We start from the raw sequence: 16,313 nt of genomic DNA on the forward strand, positions 1-16,313 counted from the left end.
GCATCGCCGTTGAAGAAGCCGGTCACGGGCCGGCGTCACGGCAAGACGACATGCCTGGCATGTCGCCCACCCTGTATCAAGGAGGTCATGATCATGACACTGCAAGACGAGAAGCGTCGTAGCCTGCTGAGTCGCCTCAGCCGTCAGCTGGGCTACACGGCACCGGCACTCGCCCTGGTCGCCAGCGGAGCGGCGTTCCAGGCCGTGGCCAGCGAGACGTCCCCCGAGCTGAGCTATACCAATGGCCAGGAGGCTCCCCTGATGCTTGCCGAGGCCCACGCCGAGGGTGGCGCCGAGGGTGGCGCCGAGGGTGGCGCCGAGGGTGAAGCCAAGGCAGAAGGTGAGTACGAAGACATGGAAAAGGGCGAGGGCAAAGCGGAAGGCGAAGCAGAAGGCGAAGGTGAAGCAGAAGGCGAGGGCGAAGGCGAGGGGTGAGCCCTTCCTTCCCCATCAGCGGGAGACCAGGTCCGTCACCACGGTGGCGGCCTGGCTTCTTCCCTCTGCCGCTTCAGGCGATCCCCTGACGTAACCCACAGTGGAACTCACAGGACTCTTGTCATGACATCACGTCACTCCCGGCCTTCTCCTGCCACGGCGCGTCTCGTCGAGGAGAATCTGCTGACCCTTGCCCAGCTGAGGGGCATGGTCGCGGCCCTTACCCCTGAACGCTATCGAGAGGCATTCGGCGAGCACGGACGTCACACCCTGGGCAAGCATGTTCGTCACATCATCGATCATTACGATGCCCTCCTTGACGGCCTCGACCGAGGAGCAGAGGTCATTGACTACGAACAGCGCCAACGCGACGAGGCCCTCGAGCAATGGCCGCAGCAAGCCGCGAGCCATCTGGCCGCCGTCGAGGCTCGGCTGTCGTTGCTGGGCAGCGGGCCTTCACCGGACGCGCTCACCCTGGCCTATCCCATGGACGACGAGCGGCTCTCCCTGGCGTCAAGCCTGAACCGCGAGCTTGCCTTCCTGACCAGTCACAGCATTCACCACATGGCGATCATTGCCCTGCTGGCCGAGCAGTCGGGTATCCATCTGCCCGAGTCGTTCGGAGTGCATCCCTCCACGCTTCGCCACTGGCGGCGGGCGTCCGAGGAGCAGGCGCCACTCTCGCGGAGGAGTGCCTGATGAAGCGCGCGATACTGGCAACATGGCTGCTGGCGCTGATCCTGGCAGCCCCGGTCACCGCCGAACCCCGTTGGCCTGACCAGGGGTGGCAGGTGATGCCCACCTCGCTTGCCTATGACGACCTGCTGGAAGCCCTGCGGGAGGCGGTCGAGGCCGAGGGCTTGTTCGTGGTCACCGAGGCCGGGCCTACCGATGCCGCCGAAAACCGGGGGGTCACCATCCCCGGCAACCGGGTCGTGGGCGTGTTTCGCAACGACTATGCGGTTCGGATCCTGCGGCTGAGCGTCCCGGCGATGATCGAGGCCCCCATGCGCTTCTATGTCACCGAAAATGAGGAAGGCAGCGCCACGCTCTCCTGGAAGACGCCGACGCATCTGCTCGAACCCTACGTGGACGCGGCCGGCGAGGAACTGGAAACGGTGGGTCGCGAACTCGACACCCTGTTCGCTGCCATTGCTAAGCGTGCCACCGAGGAATCGGAGTGACCGGATCGAGCGTCACCTCGGGCACTTGAGGCGCTGACGCGTCGCAACCCCCTCCCTCGTTCGGCCAACTGCGGCCGCTCCTCCAGGACGGTCACGACGGCGGGTCGGCCATATCCTGCAGCGGTGATTGCGCCACCGCATCTTCATTTCCCGACCCCCGAGCCAGGACGATCGGACACTTGCCCGGTCCGGCCGACTTCCTTGTGTAAGGACACGCCGGCCTCGGCGACCGAGTGGCGGCGTCTCACTGGCGTGCCATGTCAGGAACGTCGAATCCACCATGGAGTATCGAGGAAGAAAGATGACCAAGACGTTGAGCCTGCTGCTGTTGAGGATCTCGCTGGGCGGTTTGCTGCTGATCTGGGGAGTCGACAAGATCGTCAATGTCGAGCATGGCCTCGCCATCGCCGACAATTTCTATGGTGGACTCATGGCGAGCGAGACCCTGCTGCCACTGGCGGGTGCCGTCCAGATGCTGGTCGGCCTGCTGGTGGTCATCGGCCTGGTCAGGCGCTGGGTATATCCTCTTCAGCTGATCTTCAACGCGGCGTCGCTGGTCGCGGTTAGTGCCTCGATCATCGATCCCTGGGGATGGTGCTTGGAGGGCACGAATGCCCTCTTCTATCCTTCCCTGATCATCTTTGCCGCTAGTCTTGTGGTGATGGCCTTCCGGGAAGAGGACCGACTGTCCCTGGATGCGGCCAGGCAACGCCCGGGCCCGGTCAGCTGGGAAGCATGTCGTCGTTGTAGCTGATGAGTGGCGATACGCGGCCACCGGTCGGGTATCGCCGTCCGGGGTCAGGGACAGTCGGGCGGTTCGGGACTCGCGGAAAATGCCAGATGCGTGAACCAGGCCGTGGCATCCACCCCGGCATTGTCGCCGTCGCTCATCAGGGCGAGGCCATCGATGCTGTCCGGGCGACTCCCGAAGAGTCGCAGATAGTCCTCGCGGACATCCCTCACTTCCGCCACCCATTCGCCCACGCGCGCTTCACCACTCTGCAGGGCCAACAGCTGGGCGCGTGAGGTAAAGGCATTGGGCCAGTCCGTGCCGGCAGGCTGGCTCGAGGCCCACACGTAGTTCACCGACTCGACCTGCCAGGGCAGCAGCCCCGTCTTGCGAGCCACATAGACCCTGGCCGGGTAATCGTCACCCGACTTTCGTGTCTCGTCGAGCCCCTCATGTATTCCTGATACCTGCCAGCACCAATGCAGGTAAGGCGTCTCGCGAAGGTCGATCTCGCGTTCCAGGTATTTCGCCGAGGCCTGCTGCCGGGCGCTGGCCTGGAGGAGCCGAGTGCCTTGCCGCTCGATGACCAGGTACTCGGTCTCGCCCTCGAAATTTCGTGTCGGCCATGAGTGAATATCATCCGGCGAGAAGATCAGGTCATCTGCTGCGATGACCGGCCCTGCGACCAGTGTCGTCAAGGTTAGCAGGCAGCAGGGGGAAAAGGATCTGGTCATGGGAAAAGTCACTCCACGTATGTCAAGCGCCCTGGGTCGGATCGGTGGTGTCTCGAATGTCGTGTAACGTCATCACGGAAAAAGGGTTTCGTCATGTGATGAAGAGAAGGCGAAGTCTTACCGTGATAGAGCCGGATTCATCTCCTCGTTACGTCATAAAGTGATAAGGTTCTTCCGCTTTATTTTCTTGAATGGCGTCTCTTTTTTGGATGTATCGTAAGGATGATGGCCTCCAGTGCACCAAGTATCAAGACCTGATTAAAGGTCTTTTACTAGCCGAGAGTCACGAGGTGTAGCCATGAAAATTCGAACCGTATCATTGGCCATGATGGCCTTGATGCTGAGTGCCGGCCCCCTGATGGCGATGGACTCCGAGTATCAGGAGAAGCGTCGTCAGGCGTTGCAAGAGAAAAGTAAAAGCTCGGCCATTCAGGCGGAAAATGCCATCGATCAGCGGCGCGACAGGGAGGTGAGTCAACGTGGAGAAGGGCAGCATCGCCGGTCAGATGACGAATGGCAGCAGACGCGAGAAGCCCTGCGCTACTGGTGGAACTGATCCCCTGCCCTAGAGCAACTGACCCCGGACCTGATCCCTCAGGCCCGGGTTTCTTGCCTTGTGCGGGGGTCTTGGCCATCCTGAGAGGACATTCGCTGAAAGTGAGGAGATTCCATGCGCAAGACGCTGATCTGGACGGCCATTGCCATGTTCGTGGCTGTACCGCTGGTGGTGCAGGCGGAAGAGCATGGGGTGATGCACCTGCAGTCGAGCGACGATATCGAGCGTGTCGAGGAGCGGCTTCGTGAGGCCATCGAGGACAAGGGACTGACCCTGATGACCGTTGTCGATCACACCGCCAATGCGGAGGGCGTGGGGCTCTCGTTGCCGGCGACCCGTACCTTCATCTTCGGAAATCCGCAGGTGGGTACGCCGATGATGCAGTGCCAGGGAAGCATGGCGCTGGACCTGCCCCAAAAGATGGTGGTGCGGGAGACCGACGAGGGCGTCAGGCTGGAGTGGAATTCGCCACACTACCTGGCCGAGCGCCATTCACTGGAGGAGTGCGACCTGCCTCTGGACAAGGTCGCCGGTGTACTGGAGGGCGTGGCAAACGCTGCCGCAGGCCAGTGAGGCCAGACTGTGAAAGATTGACGGGCCTCAGTGCCCGTGATCGTCCCGCTCGGGGTCAAGTTCCGGGCCGAATCGCCTGCCGGCCTCATGAAGCAGCGTGAACTGTCTGTCACACTCTCGGCAGGCGCCGCACATGGAAAGGTGTAACCTCAGGGATACCCGTTCCTGGAAGGTGAGAGGGCGGTCCTGCTTGAGAGACATCAGGCGGGTCGCTTCCTTGCACATCATCATGCCGTTTCCTCCTTAAGCCAGCCCTTTTCGATGCAGGCCCTGAGTCGCAGCCGGGCGCGATGCAGTATCACCCAGCAGTTGTTCTCCTTGATGTCCAGCTCCCGGCAGATATCGTCGGTGGAGAGCCCCATCAGCTCGCGCAGGGAAAACACCCTGGCGGCGTTTTCCGGCAGGGCGATCATGCAGGCATCGAAGACCTGCCAGAAGTGCTCGGTCTCGAAAGCTGCCTCGGGCTCACCCCAACTGGAAGGGCGAGCACTCTCCTGCCAGCGGCCATTCTGCTGGAATTGTCGGTCGATGGCGTCGTCGTCGTCCTCATCCTCGAGGGGCTGCCAGCGTCCATGACGCTTCTGTACGCGCATAGCATCGAGGATCTTGTATTTGAGGATGCCGAAGACCCAGGTCTCGTAACCGGATCGTCCGGCAAAGCTTTCATTCTTTTCGATGGCCGACATCATTGCCTCCTGTACGGCGTCCTCGGCCTGGCTTCGATCACGCAAGTGCATGAGGGCGAAGGAGACCAGTCGTGGCCTGACAGCTGTAAGTCTCTGTAGCCTATCTTCTTTTTCGTTCATCTATGAGTCCCTCGTTCCCTATGCTGATGCTTGGACCGGATTCAGGCAAAGTCTAGCAGCTGGTGTCAGCCAGGGTACAGGATCTCCCGGGTGAGTCGTTCAAGTCAGGCTTTCCTTACAGGAATCGCAAGGTTTCCGACAGGAAAACTGGCGTCACTGTCGTCAGGAATCCTGCTGATTTTCCTTGTAAAGAATGTCGGGTTTTCGATGCTTGGTGGCAAGTATGTGGTTGACAGGAATGATCCGTTACTCCTTGAGTGATCGATGTCCTTTGTTTCTTATGTCAGGAGGTTTCCTTCCATCGACGTAGGAGATGATGTGGAGATGATCAGGCTTATTCCCGACCATGGGTGATGGGTCCGGCATGCCGGGTCATCGATAACGGCCGCCGGTCATCGAGATCAGGTGGGGATGATTCACCAGCCGATCGAGGTCCTCGGGCCTGTCCACATCCCAGAGGCGGGCGGGACATACCAGCCGCCAGTCCAGCTCATCGGCGCGATCGCGCGTCTGTGCCATGACGCGGTTCGTGCCCCAGTCGATGGCGGCGAAGAGGCGGTGGTCGGCTCGTCGGACCCCGACCAGCGCATAGCCGCCATCCTCCACCGGCAGGAAGACGGCGTCGGCGTCCGTCAGGGCCGCCTGGCAGCGCTTGAGCAGCGCAGGGGTGAGCGCCGGACAGTCGCTGCCGATCAGCACTCCCGGCGCGTCCATGGCCTGAAGGGCGTGGTACATACGCTCTCCCAGGTCGCCCTCGGGCTGAGCACGAAGCCTGATGCCATGCCGGTCGGCCAGTTCCTGGAACATGGGGTGGGCATGATCCAGTGCCGTCCACATGGTGATGCGTTGCGGCGAGGTCGCCGCGAGGGCAGTGCCCACCGCATGCCGCAGCAGCCGCTCGTGCAGCCGGCAGGCGCCCTCGGCGCCCAGGGCCGGCATCAGGCGCGTCTTCACCTGTCCCGGAATCGGAGCCTTGGCGAGTATCGCCAGGGGCGCCTGGCCGCGGGTGTCAGCGGACATGGCGATATTCCCGGGCCAGGACATCCGCCGACGCCCCCCGCCAGTAGCGCCAGCGCAGTCGCCACATCAGCAGCAGGGTCCGCCAGACACCCTCTCGCGCCCAACGCCGTCCCGAGGTCGTCACCCTGGCGCGCAGGCAGGCCGGCGGCGATTGCCGCTTGAGTCGCCGCGACATCTCGATGTCCTCCATCAGCGGCTGGTCGGGAAAGCCGCCCGCGGCGTCGAAGGCCTCCCGGGTCATGAACAGCCCCTGGTCGCCGGTGGCGATGCCCGTCAGGCGTGAGCGCAGGTTCATGGCGCCGGCGATCACGGGCAGCAGCGGATGCCTCCCTTCCAGACGGACATCGAAGCGGCCCCACACGCACTGGCCTGACAGGGCCGACGCGATCGACAGGTCGGCGCGCGGGGGGAGTCGCGTATCGGCATGCAGGAACAGCAGGTGTCGTCCGCGGGCCTCGCGAGCCCCGGCATTCATCTGTCGGGCTCGGCCAGACGCTCGACGCAGTACCCTTGTTGCCAGGGGGCAGGCCCGGCTCACCGTATCGTCGAGGCTGCCCCCGTCCACGACCAGTATCTCGACGCCGTCGGCCTCCCAGGGCGTCAGACGGGTCAGCAACTCCTCGATGGTGGCCGCTTCGTCCAGTGTCGGGATGATGATGCTGAGCCTCGGCGTTTCCGGCATGCCGACGGTCCTCCTGATGCGCGTATCGGTGCTGTGATGCCTTGGGTCGGATCATCCGCCTCGGCCTTACAAGATGGCGGTGGCTGCCGCTCCTGTAAGGCGTCTTCCGACGATACGACAGAAACGCAGAGCCGCCGATGCCGGGGACAAGAGAAGGGCAGGTCATGAGGCTTCTTCACGCCTGGTGGCTCGCCCTGGCGTCATCCATCTCCTGAGTCGCCGGAGGGCCCCATCGATGTCCAACATGCTTGAACGCTGTGGTTATGGCCTCGGGTGCTGGCTCTCCTGCCCCAGACCCTGGCTCAGCCCCCAGTTACCCGTCGACGAGGGCGTGCAGGCATGTCTCGAGCCCGGTGATGTTTTGCTGGTCGAGGGCTCCTCGAGGATCAGCACGGTGATCAAGTACCTGACGCAGTCCACCTGGTCCCATGCCGCCCTCTATGTCGGCGAGGGCGGCTGTGCGGGGTCGGCAGCCTCGGTCCGGGGCGGCGGTTTTGTCGAGGCCGACCTGGCGGAGGGGGTGCGTGTGGTGGGATTCGATGAGTTCGAGGGCTATCCGCTGCGCATCTGCCGGCCGGTAGGCCTGGGGCGTCAGGACCTCGAGCGGTTGATCGCCTTTGCCTGCGGGCGCGTGGGTCACCGCTACGACCTGCGCAACATCCTCGACCTGGCCCGTTACCTGCTGCCCTTGCCCCCCGTGCCCACGCCCTGGCGACGGCACATGCTCGGGCTGGGCAGCGGCGATCCGACCCGGGCCATCTGTTCGACCCTGATCGCCGAGGCCTTCCAGTCGATTCGCTATCCGATCCTACCGATCACCGTTGCGGGCGAGGCGAGGGTGTTCCAGCGCCGCCACCATACGCTGTTCACCCCCCGCGATTTCGATCTTTCCCCCTGGTTCGAGGTCGTCAAGCCCGGGCTGGTAGGGGGCTTCGACCCCCACGAGCTGCACTGGCAGGAACCGGCCTGAGCCCGTCTCGGGTCAGGGGGCCAAGAGGCTCAGTGGGACAGTTCGATCACCCGCCCACCGGCATCCTCGGCGTCTTCACCATCGTGAGTCACCAGCAGGCTGGGCAGGCCGGCCTCGCGCAGGCGGTCGAACACCAGCCGGCGCATCTCATGGCGCAGGTGGGTGTCGAGCTTCGAGAAGGGTTCGTCGAGCAGCACCGCACAGGGGGCCGACAGCAGCAGGCGCATCAGCGCCACCCGGGCCTTCTGGCCGCCGGAGAGGGTGGCCGGGTCCCGGTCGCCGAACCCGGCGAGGCCGATGTTTGCCAGGGCCTTGTCGACCCGCGCGGCCTTGTCGGTACTGTCCCTGGGCATGCCGAAGCGCAGGTTGCCGGCTACCGAGAGGTGGGGGAAGAGCAGCGGATCCTGGAACAGCAGGCCGATGCCGCGCCGCTCGGCCGGCAGGCCGCTGATGTCGTGGCCGTCGAGCAGCACCTGGCCTCCGGCCCGGAACTCGGGCGCCAGGAAGCCGGCGAGATAGGCGAGCAGGGTCGACTTGCCCGAGCCGGAGGGTCCCATGACGGTGAGGACCTCGCCGGGGCCGATCTCGGCATCGAGCTCCACCAGGACCTGGTCGCCCAGCTGGATGCAGATATCACGAAGTTCGAGTCGATGGGTGGCGTTCATGGGGCTCCTTGCATGCCGCGCCGCCTCGACCATAGCAACCTGGGCAGGCCGACGGCGAGGATGAAACCCGCCAGGGGCAGACAGGCCTGAACCAGTGCCCAGACGCCGATCACCCGGCGGTTGCCGCCGGCGGCCAGCGAGACGGCCTCGGTGGTGACGGTGGTCACCCGTCCTCCCCCCAGCAGCTGGGTGGGCAGATACTGGCCGATGCTGACCGCCAGCCCCACGGCCAGGGCGGTGAGGATCGGGGCCAGCAGCATCGGCAGACGCACGCGCCAGAAGGCACCGTTGCACGAGGCGCCCAGCGTCAGCGCCAGCCGAGACCAGCGCGGGTCGAAGCGCCGATAGGCCTCCGAAAGCGAGAGGAAGACGTAGGGCAGCACGAACAGCAGGTGGCCGAAGGCGACCAGGGCGAGGGTCGGTCGGGTGCCGAGCTGTTCCATCACCACCGCCAGGCCGAACAGGAAGGCGATCTGCGGGACGATCAGCGGCAGGTAGAGCAGCCACAGGGCCCGCGAGGGGTGTCGGCCGGTCCGCTGCTCGTTTTCCAGTGCCGCCAGGGCCAGGACCATGGCGAGCAGCGTCGCGCACAGGGCGATCAGCGCCGTCGAGGCGACCGGCCCGGCCAGCGAGGGCAGGACCCGGGCCCAGTGTGCGGCGGTGAAACTTCCCGGCAGGGCGTCGGGGAAGCGCCAGAAGCCCGCCACGGAGTGGATCGCCAGGCCGGCGATGCCGAAGAAGGCGATCACCGTGGCCAGCAGGATCCACAGCTTGCCGGCGACATGCAGCCCCGTCTCGCCCCGGCGCCGTCCGCCGCGGGCGATCCAGCCGCCCATCAGCCTGGCCACGAGCCGCTCCAGTCCCCACCAGATCGCCAGTGCCGTGGCGGTGACGCCGAGCTGCAGGATCGCGCCGGCCGAGGCCAGGAAGCGCTTGTCGAGGTCGGGGTCGCTGAACCAGCCGAGGATCGAGACGGCCAGCGTCGGTGGCAGGGTGGGGCCGAGGATCATCGCCACATCCACCACCGACGAGGCGTAGGCGATCACCGCGTAGACCGGCAGGCGGATCAGCGGGTAGAGCGACGGGGCGACCACCTTCCACCAGGCCAGGGTCGGGCGGTAGCCCAGCGAGCGGGCCATGGCGACGCGCCGTTCGGGGTCGAGCTGGGGCAGGGCCGCCAGGCTCATCAGCAGCAGGAAGGGAATCTCCTTGATCACCAGCCCCGCGATCAGGGAGAGCCCCCAGGGATCCTGGACGATCAGCAGGTCCGGTGGACGCTCCCAGCCGGTCAGCCCTGGCGAGGCGAGTCGCGCGACCAGCCCCGAGGGGGCGATCAGGAAGGCCAGGCCGAAGGCCGCGGCGGCATGGGGAATGGAGAGCAGCGGCGAGACCAGTCGCCGGATCCAGCGGTCGAGCCGGCTGCCGGTCGCGGCGGCCAGGTAGAGCAAGACCACCGCCAGCGAGATGGCGGTAGCGAGCAATCCGCTGGCAAGGCTGATGGTGGCCGAGCGCCAGATGCCGGGCTCGGCGAACAGGGCCCGCCAGGGGGCGAGCGACAGGCTATCCCCGCCCAGGGCCGGCAGGTAGCCGAAGGCCGGCAGCAGGGCCATGCCCAGGCCGGCCAGGATCGGGGCGACCAGCAGCGCGACGAGCAGCACGGGGGCCAGGCGCAGCATCATCGAGCGGGCCTCGTCGCGGGAGCAGTCGGGTCGCGGTGTCTCGCCATCAGTTGCCGATGTAGCGGGCCTGCCAGGCATCCTGCAGGGCCGTCATCCAGCTGGGGTGCGGCTCGGGCAGGGTCTGCTGCAGGGCGCCAGCGGGCAGCATCGCCGGGTTGCGCTCGTCCAGGGTGAACAGGGCCCGGCTGTCGTCATCGAGGCGGGCCACGTCGAGCACGGTGCGATCCCCCCAGACGGCAAGGTCCTGCTTGTGTGCCTGGGCCTCGGGCGAGAGGAGGAAGTCGGCGACCACCATGGCGCCGGCCTTGTGGGGCGAGTTGAAGGGGATGGCCACGAAGTGCACGTTGCCCAGGGTGCCGTCCTGGGGTACATAGCTGCGCGTGCTGGGCGGCAGTTCGAAGTCGGCGACCGCCGCCGCCGGCTCCGAGGGGGTGAAGGTGAAGGCCATCGCCAGTTCACCGTCGCCCATCAGGCTGCGCATCTCGGGCCCGGTGGCAGGGAACTGTCGACCGCTGCGCCACAGGTGGGGGTGGAGCGCGTCAAGATACTCCCACAGCGGGGCAGTGATGGCCGCGAAGTCGCTCTCGTCGACCGGTGCGTAGAGCGCGTCGTCCTCGTCGGTCAGAGCGATCAGGGCCTGCTTCAGGAAGGTGCTGCCAGTGAAGTCGGGAATCCGCGGGTAGGTGAAGCGCCCGGGGTTGGCCTCGGCCCATTCCAGCAGGGCCTGGATATCCTGCGGGGGCGCCGCGACCTCGTCGCTGTCGTAGTAGAAGGTGATCTGTGCCCGGCCCCAGGGGGACTCGTACCCCTCGGTGGGCAGGGTGAAGTCGGTGACCACTTCGGGATTGTGCTCGGGGTGGGTGAGTGCGAAGTTCGGCAGCGCCTCGGCGAAGGGACCGAACAGCAGGTCGTTGGCCTTCATGGTGGCGAAGTTCTCGCCATTGATCCAGATCAGGTCGACATTGCCGTCGTCATGGTTGTCGGCCTGCTTTTCCGCCAGCACCCGGGAAACCGCCTCCGCGGTGTCGCCGACCTTGACGTGGGTGAGTTCGATATCGAACTGCTCCTCGACCCGCCCGGCGACCCAGTCGATATAGTCGTTGGTGCGCTGCTCACCGGCCCAGGCATACCAGTAGACCGTCTGGCTGCGCGCCTCGTCGAGCACGGCCTCCCAGTCCGACGGGTCGGGCGCGGCCGCGAGGCCCGTGGACGTGAGCAGCAGTGCCGGCAGAAGGGCGGCGAGCCGGGGGAAAGGAGCGCGCATCGCAGGGTTCCTCTTTTCTGGGGAGACAGCGTGAAGGGTCGGTCGAGAGGGCACGGTTCAATCGTCAGCAGGGGCAGAGAGCAGGCGTGCCAGCACGCGACTCTCTTGCCGCACATGTTCGATCACGGCCCCGGAAAGGTAGTGGTCGACCCGGTCGCGGACGTGGGCGATCAGGGCATCGTCGCTCAGCTCGGCGGACCAGTCCTCGCCGCGGGCATGGGCGTCCCGGGAGCGAAGGTTACTGGCTCGCCACTTCGCGCACCAGGTCAGCGACCAGAGCCACATGGCCCGCCGGCTTGCCAGCAGCGTGGCGGCCTCTCCGTCGAAGCCCGTGGCGGCGATCCAGTGACGGTAGAAGGCGGCCACCTCGGCGGGGAGCAGTTCGGCGCGGCTCTGCAGGTCCCAGGTGGTGGAGGTGTAGAGGCTGGCGTGAGCCAGGTCGAAGCCCGCCAGGCCGTAGCGGCATTTCTCCAGGTCCACCAGCACCGCGCGTCCGGACTCGGTGACCAGGAAGTTGCCGGGATGGGCATCGAAACTGATCAGTCGGGGCTCGGCGCCAGGCCCGGGAGGCAGGCGTTCCGGCAGGGCGGCCAGCTCGGCCTCGATCAGCCCTCGGGCGTCGGCATCCAGTCCGGCCTGGTCGAGGAAGCGGGCCTGATCCCTGACCTCCTCGAGCATCGCCGCCCAGGGGTCGGCGGGTGACAGCAGTGGCGGGCGTGCCTCGGCATCGGGCACGTCCAGTACATGGAAGCTGGCCAGCGCCTCGGCGATGTCGGGAAGGTCATCCGGGAGCCTCGCCGGGCGACCGCGGATGGCACTGACCAGCAGCCCGCCACGGGGCAGCGCCGGGCCGGGTGGGAGGATGCCGTGAAGGGAGGGGGCATGGCCGCCCTGGCTGGCCCGGTCAAAGCAGGCCGCCTGGTAGTCGAGGTTGGCGGCGGGGTCGAGTCGCATCTGGCTCTGCTTGGGTAGTCGCGCCACCCAGTCGATCTGTTCCCGCTCGAGCCACACATGGTGATGGGCAAGACCCGTATCGGCCATCGGGTACATGGCCTGAATGTCCGCGTCATGACCGCCGTGGCGCAGGGCCACTGCCAGGGGATGGCAGAGGTCCGGTCGGGCCTGTGGCGAAGCGGGGCGAACAGCAATATCCGGCATGACGCTCCTCGGGTGATGTTGTGGCGGTCGGTGATGGATGGTCGTGCGGCGCAAGGTTTTCCTTACATACCGGGGGCGTCTTCCCCGGCAGCCCCCGATGGCCTGCTGCATGTCGGCAGGCTGTAAGCCTGGGACATCGACATCGACATAGGGGAACCGTTGTGGGGTAACGGTGGAGCGAGGGCTCCGGATATCTCCTGGATGGACACAAGCGAAGGTGAACAATATGTCACAGCATGACGATAAACGCCGCAAGCTCCTGGGCCGTCTGAATCGGCAACTGACCTACACGGCCCCGCTGCTCGCCCTGGTGGCGGGGGGTGCCGTCCTTCACGCCTCCGCAGGCGATGACGCGGCCGTTGCCGACGTTGCCTCGCCCTCCGATGCGTCCCTGGTGCTGGCCAGCAACCATGCAGAGGGGGCCGCCGAGGCGCAGGGCGAAGCCGAGGGAGACGCCCAGGGCGAGGCAGAAGGCGAGGCCGAGGCAGAGGGTGAAGCGGAAGGAGAAGCGGAAGGAGAAGCCGAAGGTGAGGCGGAAGGAGAATCCGAGGGCGGCGCCAGCGCCGCAGTGGCCAGGCCCGAGGGGTATTCGCCGGCCTATAGCGAGACCGGCGACAATCCCCAGGAAATGCTGGCTCGCGGCGAGGAGCTCTATTACGACACCTCCCTGAGCAGCAACGGCCTTGCCTGCGCGAGCTGCCACGGCAGTGACGGTCAGGACATGGGCTACAACTCGACATTCGAGCAACCCTTCCCCCATCAGGTGGCGATGGCCGCCAACCAGTTCGGGATGTCGGAAGTGCACGCCGACGAGATGGTGCAGATCTGCATGGTGGCGCCGATGGCGGCCGAGCCTCTCGAGTGGGGCAGCGAGGAGCTGACGTCTCTGGCGGCCTACATGGTGGAGGTGCAGAAGCGCGTTGCCGGCGAACCGCATGACCTCTGAGCCCGGCTTGCGGCGCTGAACGCCCTCATCTCTTCCCTCTGCACTCTGCCATCGTCCCCGGGTCCGCCAGCTGGCGGGCCCGACATCGGCTGACTGCGATGAAGCCACCTCAACCCCTTCGACTGGAGGCAGGCTGTTGTCGCCTCCGGGTCCACTGCCTACGCTGATATCGGTAAAGACTGAACCACTGCTCCCCGATGAGGTTCTCAGGGAAAGGCACTGGAGGGCGAGCACGAGATGACGAATCCAGATCGCAGGGGCATGGCCGGGCGCATCCTGATGCTGGTAAGCCTGCTGTGTCTGGCGCTCGGTGCGCTGCTAGCCTGGCAGGTGCAAGCGCAGCAGGGCGAGCGAATCGCTCTGGTGATGACGGTCGACGATGCCATCGGGCCGGCCATCAGCGACTATTTCCAGCGTGGCCTGGAACTCGCCGAGGAGCGCGATGCCGAGCTGGTCGTGGTGGAGATGGACACACCCGGCGGCCTCGATGCCTCGATGCGTTCGATGATCCGCGCCATGCTCACCTCCAGCGTGCCGGTGGCCATCTATGTCTCGCCGGCGGGTGCCCGGGCGGCCAGCGCCGGGACCTACCTGCTCTACGCCAGCCACGTGGCGGCCATGGCGCCGGCCACCCATCTCGGCTCGGCGACTCCGGTGCAGATCGGCGGCGGTGGCCTGCCTGGACTCGGCGATGACGATGACGGTGGAGAGGGCGACGCCCGGGCACAGGAGGCCGAGGATACCGACGAGCCGGCGACGGGAAACGAGGGGAACGCCGATGGCGAAGCGCCCGCCAGCGAAGGCGAGACCAGCGAAGAGGCCGGCGGCGACGACCGACGGCGTGGCGAGACGGCCATGGAGCGCAAGGTGCTGGAGGACGCGGTGGCCTATATCCGCTCGCTCGCCGAGCGCCACGGTCGCAATGCCGACTGGGCGGAGCAGGCCGTGCGCGAGGCGGTCAACCTTACCGACCGGGAGGCCCTGGAACAGAACGTCATCGACGTGGTGGCCACTGGCCTGGAAGATTTACTGACCCAGATCGACGGGCGCACGGTGGTGATGGAGGACGGCGAGCGTACCCTGGCGACCGCCGATCTTGCCGTCGAGCGCTTCGATCCGGACTGGCGGACCAAGCTGCTGGCCGTGATCACCAATCCCAATGTCGCCTACTTCCTGATGATCATCGGCTTCTACGGGCTGATCTTCGAGCTGTCCAATCCGGGCAGCCTGGTGCCGGGGACCATCGGCATCATCTCGCTGTTGCTGGCGCTGTTCGCCTTCCAGGTACTGCCGGTCAACTATGCCGGCCTGGCGCTGATCCTGGTGGGGCTGGGGCTGATCGTGGGCGAGGCACTGATGCCCAGTTTCGGCATTCTCGGGATAGGCGGCATCGTCGCCTTCGTGATCGGATCGGTGATGCTGATGGACGCGGACAACCTGAACATCTCGCTGCCGATGATCGGCGGCATCGCCCTGCTGGCGGCGGGTCTGATGCTGTGGGTGATGACCCGCTTCATCGGGCTGCGCCGTCGCGTGCCCCGGACCGGTCAGGAAGAGCTCGTCGGCAGCGAGGCCAAGGCACTCGAGGATTTCGCGGGACAAGGCCATGTGCGGCTGATGGGGGAGCGCTGGAATGCCCGCAGTACGCGGCCGCTGACCCGGGGTCAGGCGGTACGCGTGACGGCGGTCGACGGCCTGACCCTGGAGGTGGAGCCGCTCGACGCCTCGTCATGAGACGCTGGCAAGATCTCCGGCGCCAGCCATCGCCGGACACATCGAAGGAGAGCAAGCCATGTGGATTTCCTATCTCGTTCCGGTCGTCCTGCTGCTCATGCTGCTGGCAGCGTCGATCCGTATCCTGCCCGAATACAAGCGCGGGGTGGTGTTCTTCCTCGGCCGCTTCCAGGCGGTAAAGGGGCCGGGCCTGTTGATCATCATTCCCGGCATCCAGAAGATGGAGGTGGTCGACCTGCGGGTGATCACCATGGACGTGCCCGAGCAGGACGTCATCTCCCAGGACAACGTCACCGTCAAGGTCAATGCGGTGCTCTACTTCCGGGTGGTGGACCCGGAGAAGGCGATCATCCAGGTGGAGAACTTCGTCAATGCCACCAGCCAGCTGGCCCAGACCACGCTGCGCTCGGTGCTCGGCAAGCATGACCTCGACGAGATGCTCTCCGAGCGCGACAAGCTCAACGACGACATCCAGGAGATCATCGACAGTTCCGCCGAGAGCTGGGGCATCAAGGTGGCCAACGTGGAGATCAAGCACGTCGACCTCGACGAGAGCATGATCCGCGCCATCGCGCGCCAGGCCGAGGCCGAGCGCGAGCGACGCGCCAAGGTGATCCACGCGGAGGGTGAGCTGCAGGCCTCCAAGAAGCTTGTCGAGGCGGCCAACGTGATGTCAGAGAACTCCGCCGCGCTGCAGTTGCGCTACCTGCAGACCATGAGCGACATGAGCAACAAGAACGCCTCGACTATCGTGGTGCCGCTGCCTATCGATCTGGTGGAAGCCTTCCGGCAGATGAAGGCCTCACCCGCGGCCAGGGCCCGTACTGGCGGAGCCACGCCGGACGATACCGACGCCTCCTGATCACGCCCTGCCACGGCCTGGCGGTCGTGGCATCCCTTGGCGACCGCGCGCCGGAATGCACCGCAGCATATGTTCTGCTAGAATCCAGCGCTCTTGTCGTACGCACCCGTTGGACTTTCGTCTGATGGTGCATCCTTGATAAAGAGCAAGGGAACCCGCAGAACATGATGACTCCCCTGGCAGGGCTGGCCACGCCGCCCTAGCGCACCCCTTCCTACCTCCCGGCGATCCCACCGTCATCGGTGCGTCATCGCTCGACATCACGCTGATGTCCCGGGCGCCCCTGTGCGCCACTCTGCTTGCGATTTCCGCCTT

General features: G+C 65.8%; 19 protein-coding genes. 10 read left to right on the top strand and 9 right to left on the bottom strand.

The genetic code is table 11. The annotated features are described in order from the left end of the window. Positions 1-93 precede the first annotated feature (93 nt). The 4 genes from QLQ86_RS11660 (at position 94) to QLQ86_RS11675 (ending at position 2,373) form a co-directional block, all read left to right on the top strand. Positions 94-435, top strand: a complete 342-nt coding sequence (locus QLQ86_RS11660) for a hypothetical protein (protein ID WP_282817062.1) — start codon at positions 94-96, stop codon at positions 433-435. Positions 436-558: 123 nt separating this feature from the next. Next, positions 559-1,134 (top strand): DinB family protein, encoded by a 576-nt coding sequence (locus QLQ86_RS11665; RefSeq protein ID WP_282817063.1) that lies wholly within the window; start codon positions 559-561, stop codon positions 1,132-1,134. Next, positions 1,134-1,619, top strand: a complete 486-nt coding sequence (locus QLQ86_RS11670) for a DUF302 domain-containing protein (protein ID WP_282817064.1) — start codon at positions 1,134-1,136, stop codon at positions 1,617-1,619. Before QLQ86_RS11665 ends, QLQ86_RS11670 begins: the two co-directional genes overlap by 1 nt. A gap of 301 nt (positions 1,620-1,920) precedes the next feature. Next, positions 1,921-2,373: a DoxX family protein gene (locus tag QLQ86_RS11675; RefSeq protein WP_282817065.1), complete on the top strand. Its 453-nt coding sequence runs from the start codon at positions 1,921-1,923 to the stop codon at positions 2,371-2,373. A gap of 44 nt (positions 2,374-2,417) precedes the next feature. On the opposite strand, the gene QLQ86_RS11680 is transcribed toward QLQ86_RS11675, so the two are convergent. Further along, a complete protein-coding gene (locus QLQ86_RS11680) occupies positions 2,418-3,083 on the bottom strand; it encodes a DUF3047 domain-containing protein (protein WP_282817066.1) in 666 nt (221 codons plus the stop codon). 298 nt (positions 3,084-3,381) lie between these two features. Between QLQ86_RS11680 and QLQ86_RS11685 the strand changes: the two genes are divergently transcribed. After that, complete coding sequence (locus QLQ86_RS11685; RefSeq protein WP_282817067.1) at positions 3,382-3,639, top strand: hypothetical protein; 258 nt, start codon at positions 3,382-3,384, stop codon at positions 3,637-3,639. Positions 3,640-3,753: 114 nt separating this feature from the next. Further along, complete coding sequence (locus QLQ86_RS11690; protein ID WP_282734938.1) at positions 3,754-4,212, top strand: DUF302 domain-containing protein; 459 nt, start codon at positions 3,754-3,756, stop codon at positions 4,210-4,212. Between the two features lie 27 nt (positions 4,213-4,239). Here the strand turns inward: QLQ86_RS11690 and QLQ86_RS11695 are convergent, their stop codons facing one another. From QLQ86_RS11695 to QLQ86_RS11710, 4 genes are all read right to left on the bottom strand, one after another. Continuing rightward, on the bottom strand, positions 4,240-4,443 hold the full coding sequence (locus QLQ86_RS11695; protein ID WP_326521282.1) for a zf-HC2 domain-containing protein: 204 nt from the start codon (positions 4,441-4,443) through the stop codon (positions 4,240-4,242). Further along, positions 4,440-5,018: a sigma-70 family RNA polymerase sigma factor gene (locus QLQ86_RS11700; protein ID WP_282817068.1), complete on the bottom strand. Its 579-nt coding sequence runs from the start codon at positions 5,016-5,018 to the stop codon at positions 4,440-4,442. Before QLQ86_RS11700 ends, QLQ86_RS11695 begins: the two co-directional genes overlap by 4 nt. A gap of 372 nt (positions 5,019-5,390) precedes the next feature. Then, entirely contained in the window at positions 5,391-6,038 is a 648-nt protein-coding gene (locus QLQ86_RS11705) for a TIGR04282 family arsenosugar biosynthesis glycosyltransferase (protein WP_282817069.1), read from the bottom strand. Beyond that, positions 6,028-6,720, bottom strand: a complete 693-nt coding sequence (locus QLQ86_RS11710) for a TIGR04283 family arsenosugar biosynthesis glycosyltransferase (RefSeq protein WP_282817070.1) — start codon at positions 6,718-6,720, stop codon at positions 6,028-6,030. The genes QLQ86_RS11705 and QLQ86_RS11710 overlap by 11 nt, the downstream gene beginning before the upstream one ends. 235 nt (positions 6,721-6,955) lie before the next feature. On the opposite strand from QLQ86_RS11710, the gene QLQ86_RS11715 reads away from it, so the two are divergent. After that, positions 6,956-7,690: a C40 family peptidase gene (locus QLQ86_RS11715; RefSeq protein WP_282734934.1), complete on the top strand. Its 735-nt coding sequence runs from the start codon at positions 6,956-6,958 to the stop codon at positions 7,688-7,690. A 29-nt stretch (positions 7,691-7,719) separates the two neighbouring features. On the opposite strand, the gene QLQ86_RS11720 is transcribed toward QLQ86_RS11715, so the two are convergent. The 4 genes from QLQ86_RS11720 to QLQ86_RS11735 are packed head-to-tail and all read right to left on the bottom strand — an operon-like array spanning position 7,720 to position 12,456. Next, entirely contained in the window at positions 7,720-8,355 is a 636-nt protein-coding gene (locus QLQ86_RS11720) for an ATP-binding cassette domain-containing protein (RefSeq protein WP_282734933.1), read from the bottom strand. Next, complete coding sequence (locus QLQ86_RS11725; RefSeq protein WP_282734974.1) at positions 8,352-10,031, bottom strand: ABC transporter permease; 1,680 nt, start codon at positions 10,029-10,031, stop codon at positions 8,352-8,354. The genes QLQ86_RS11720 and QLQ86_RS11725 overlap by 4 nt, the downstream gene beginning before the upstream one ends. A gap of 49 nt (positions 10,032-10,080) precedes the next feature. Further along, positions 10,081-11,298 (bottom strand): ABC transporter substrate-binding protein, encoded by a 1,218-nt coding sequence (locus tag QLQ86_RS11730; RefSeq protein WP_282817071.1) that lies wholly within the window; start codon positions 11,296-11,298, stop codon positions 10,081-10,083. 57 nt (positions 11,299-11,355) lie between these two features. Continuing rightward, positions 11,356-12,456: a phosphotransferase gene (locus tag QLQ86_RS11735; protein WP_282817072.1), complete on the bottom strand. Its 1,101-nt coding sequence runs from the start codon at positions 12,454-12,456 to the stop codon at positions 11,356-11,358. Positions 12,457-12,682: 226 nt separating this feature from the next. On the opposite strand from QLQ86_RS11735, the gene QLQ86_RS11740 reads away from it, so the two are divergent. From QLQ86_RS11740 to QLQ86_RS11750, 3 genes are all read left to right on the top strand, one after another. Beyond that, on the top strand, positions 12,683-13,402 hold the full coding sequence (locus tag QLQ86_RS11740; protein ID WP_282817073.1) for a hypothetical protein: 720 nt from the start codon (positions 12,683-12,685) through the stop codon (positions 13,400-13,402). 237 nt (positions 13,403-13,639) lie between these two features. Then, complete coding sequence (locus QLQ86_RS11745) at positions 13,640-15,136, top strand: NfeD family protein (protein WP_282817074.1); 1,497 nt, start codon at positions 13,640-13,642, stop codon at positions 15,134-15,136. A gap of 58 nt (positions 15,137-15,194) precedes the next feature. Beyond that, complete coding sequence (locus QLQ86_RS11750; RefSeq protein WP_282734928.1) at positions 15,195-15,998, top strand: slipin family protein; 804 nt, start codon at positions 15,195-15,197, stop codon at positions 15,996-15,998. Positions 15,999-16,313: the final 315 nt, after the last annotated feature.

It is taken from the genome of Halomonas rhizosphaerae (assembly GCF_030012485.1).
Lineage (GTDB): Bacteria > Pseudomonadota > Gammaproteobacteria > Pseudomonadales > Halomonadaceae > Halomonas > Halomonas rhizosphaerae.

Excerpts from the sequence above, each read along its gene's own strand:
- QLQ86_RS11685 (WP_282817067.1), top strand. The coding sequence starts at position 3,382 with ATGAAAATTCGAACCGTATCATTGGCCATGATGGCCTTGATGCTGAGT.
- QLQ86_RS11715 (WP_282734934.1), top strand. The coding sequence starts at position 6,956 with ATGTCCAACATGCTTGAACGCTGTGGTTATGGCCTCGGGTGCTGGCTC.
- QLQ86_RS11665 (WP_282817063.1), top strand. The coding sequence starts at position 559 with ATGACATCACGTCACTCCCGGCCTTCTCCTGCCACGGCGCGTCTCGTC.
- QLQ86_RS11660 (WP_282817062.1), top strand. The coding sequence starts at position 94 with ATGACACTGCAAGACGAGAAGCGTCGTAGCCTGCTGAGTCGCCTCAGC.
- QLQ86_RS11735 (WP_282817072.1), bottom strand. The coding sequence starts at position 12,456 with ATGCCGGATATTGCTGTTCGCCCCGCTTCGCCACAGGCCCGACCGGAC.
- QLQ86_RS11680 (WP_282817066.1), bottom strand. The coding sequence starts at position 3,083 with ATGACCAGATCCTTTTCCCCCTGCTGCCTGCTAACCTTGACGACACTG.
- QLQ86_RS11670 (WP_282817064.1), top strand. The coding sequence starts at position 1,134 with ATGAAGCGCGCGATACTGGCAACATGGCTGCTGGCGCTGATCCTGGCA.
- QLQ86_RS11710 (WP_282817070.1), bottom strand. The coding sequence starts at position 6,720 with ATGCCGGAAACGCCGAGGCTCAGCATCATCATCCCGACACTGGACGAA.
- QLQ86_RS11720 (WP_282734933.1), bottom strand. The coding sequence starts at position 8,355 with ATGAACGCCACCCATCGACTCGAACTTCGTGATATCTGCATCCAGCTG.
- QLQ86_RS11690 (WP_282734938.1), top strand. The coding sequence starts at position 3,754 with ATGCGCAAGACGCTGATCTGGACGGCCATTGCCATGTTCGTGGCTGTA.
- QLQ86_RS11695 (WP_326521282.1), bottom strand. The coding sequence starts at position 4,443 with ATGATGATGTGCAAGGAAGCGACCCGCCTGATGTCTCTCAAGCAGGAC.
- QLQ86_RS11745 (WP_282817074.1), top strand. The coding sequence starts at position 13,640 with ATGACGAATCCAGATCGCAGGGGCATGGCCGGGCGCATCCTGATGCTG.
- QLQ86_RS11725 (WP_282734974.1), bottom strand. The coding sequence starts at position 10,031 with ATGCTGCGCCTGGCCCCCGTGCTGCTCGTCGCGCTGCTGGTCGCCCCG.
- QLQ86_RS11750 (WP_282734928.1), top strand. The coding sequence starts at position 15,195 with ATGTGGATTTCCTATCTCGTTCCGGTCGTCCTGCTGCTCATGCTGCTG.
- QLQ86_RS11730 (WP_282817071.1), bottom strand. The coding sequence starts at position 11,298 with ATGCGCGCTCCTTTCCCCCGGCTCGCCGCCCTTCTGCCGGCACTGCTG.
- QLQ86_RS11675 (WP_282817065.1), top strand. The coding sequence starts at position 1,921 with ATGACCAAGACGTTGAGCCTGCTGCTGTTGAGGATCTCGCTGGGCGGT.
- QLQ86_RS11705 (WP_282817069.1), bottom strand. The coding sequence starts at position 6,038 with ATGTCCGCTGACACCCGCGGCCAGGCGCCCCTGGCGATACTCGCCAAG.
- QLQ86_RS11700 (WP_282817068.1), bottom strand. The coding sequence starts at position 5,018 with ATGAACGAAAAAGAAGATAGGCTACAGAGACTTACAGCTGTCAGGCCA.
- QLQ86_RS11740 (WP_282817073.1), top strand. The coding sequence starts at position 12,683 with ATGTCACAGCATGACGATAAACGCCGCAAGCTCCTGGGCCGTCTGAAT.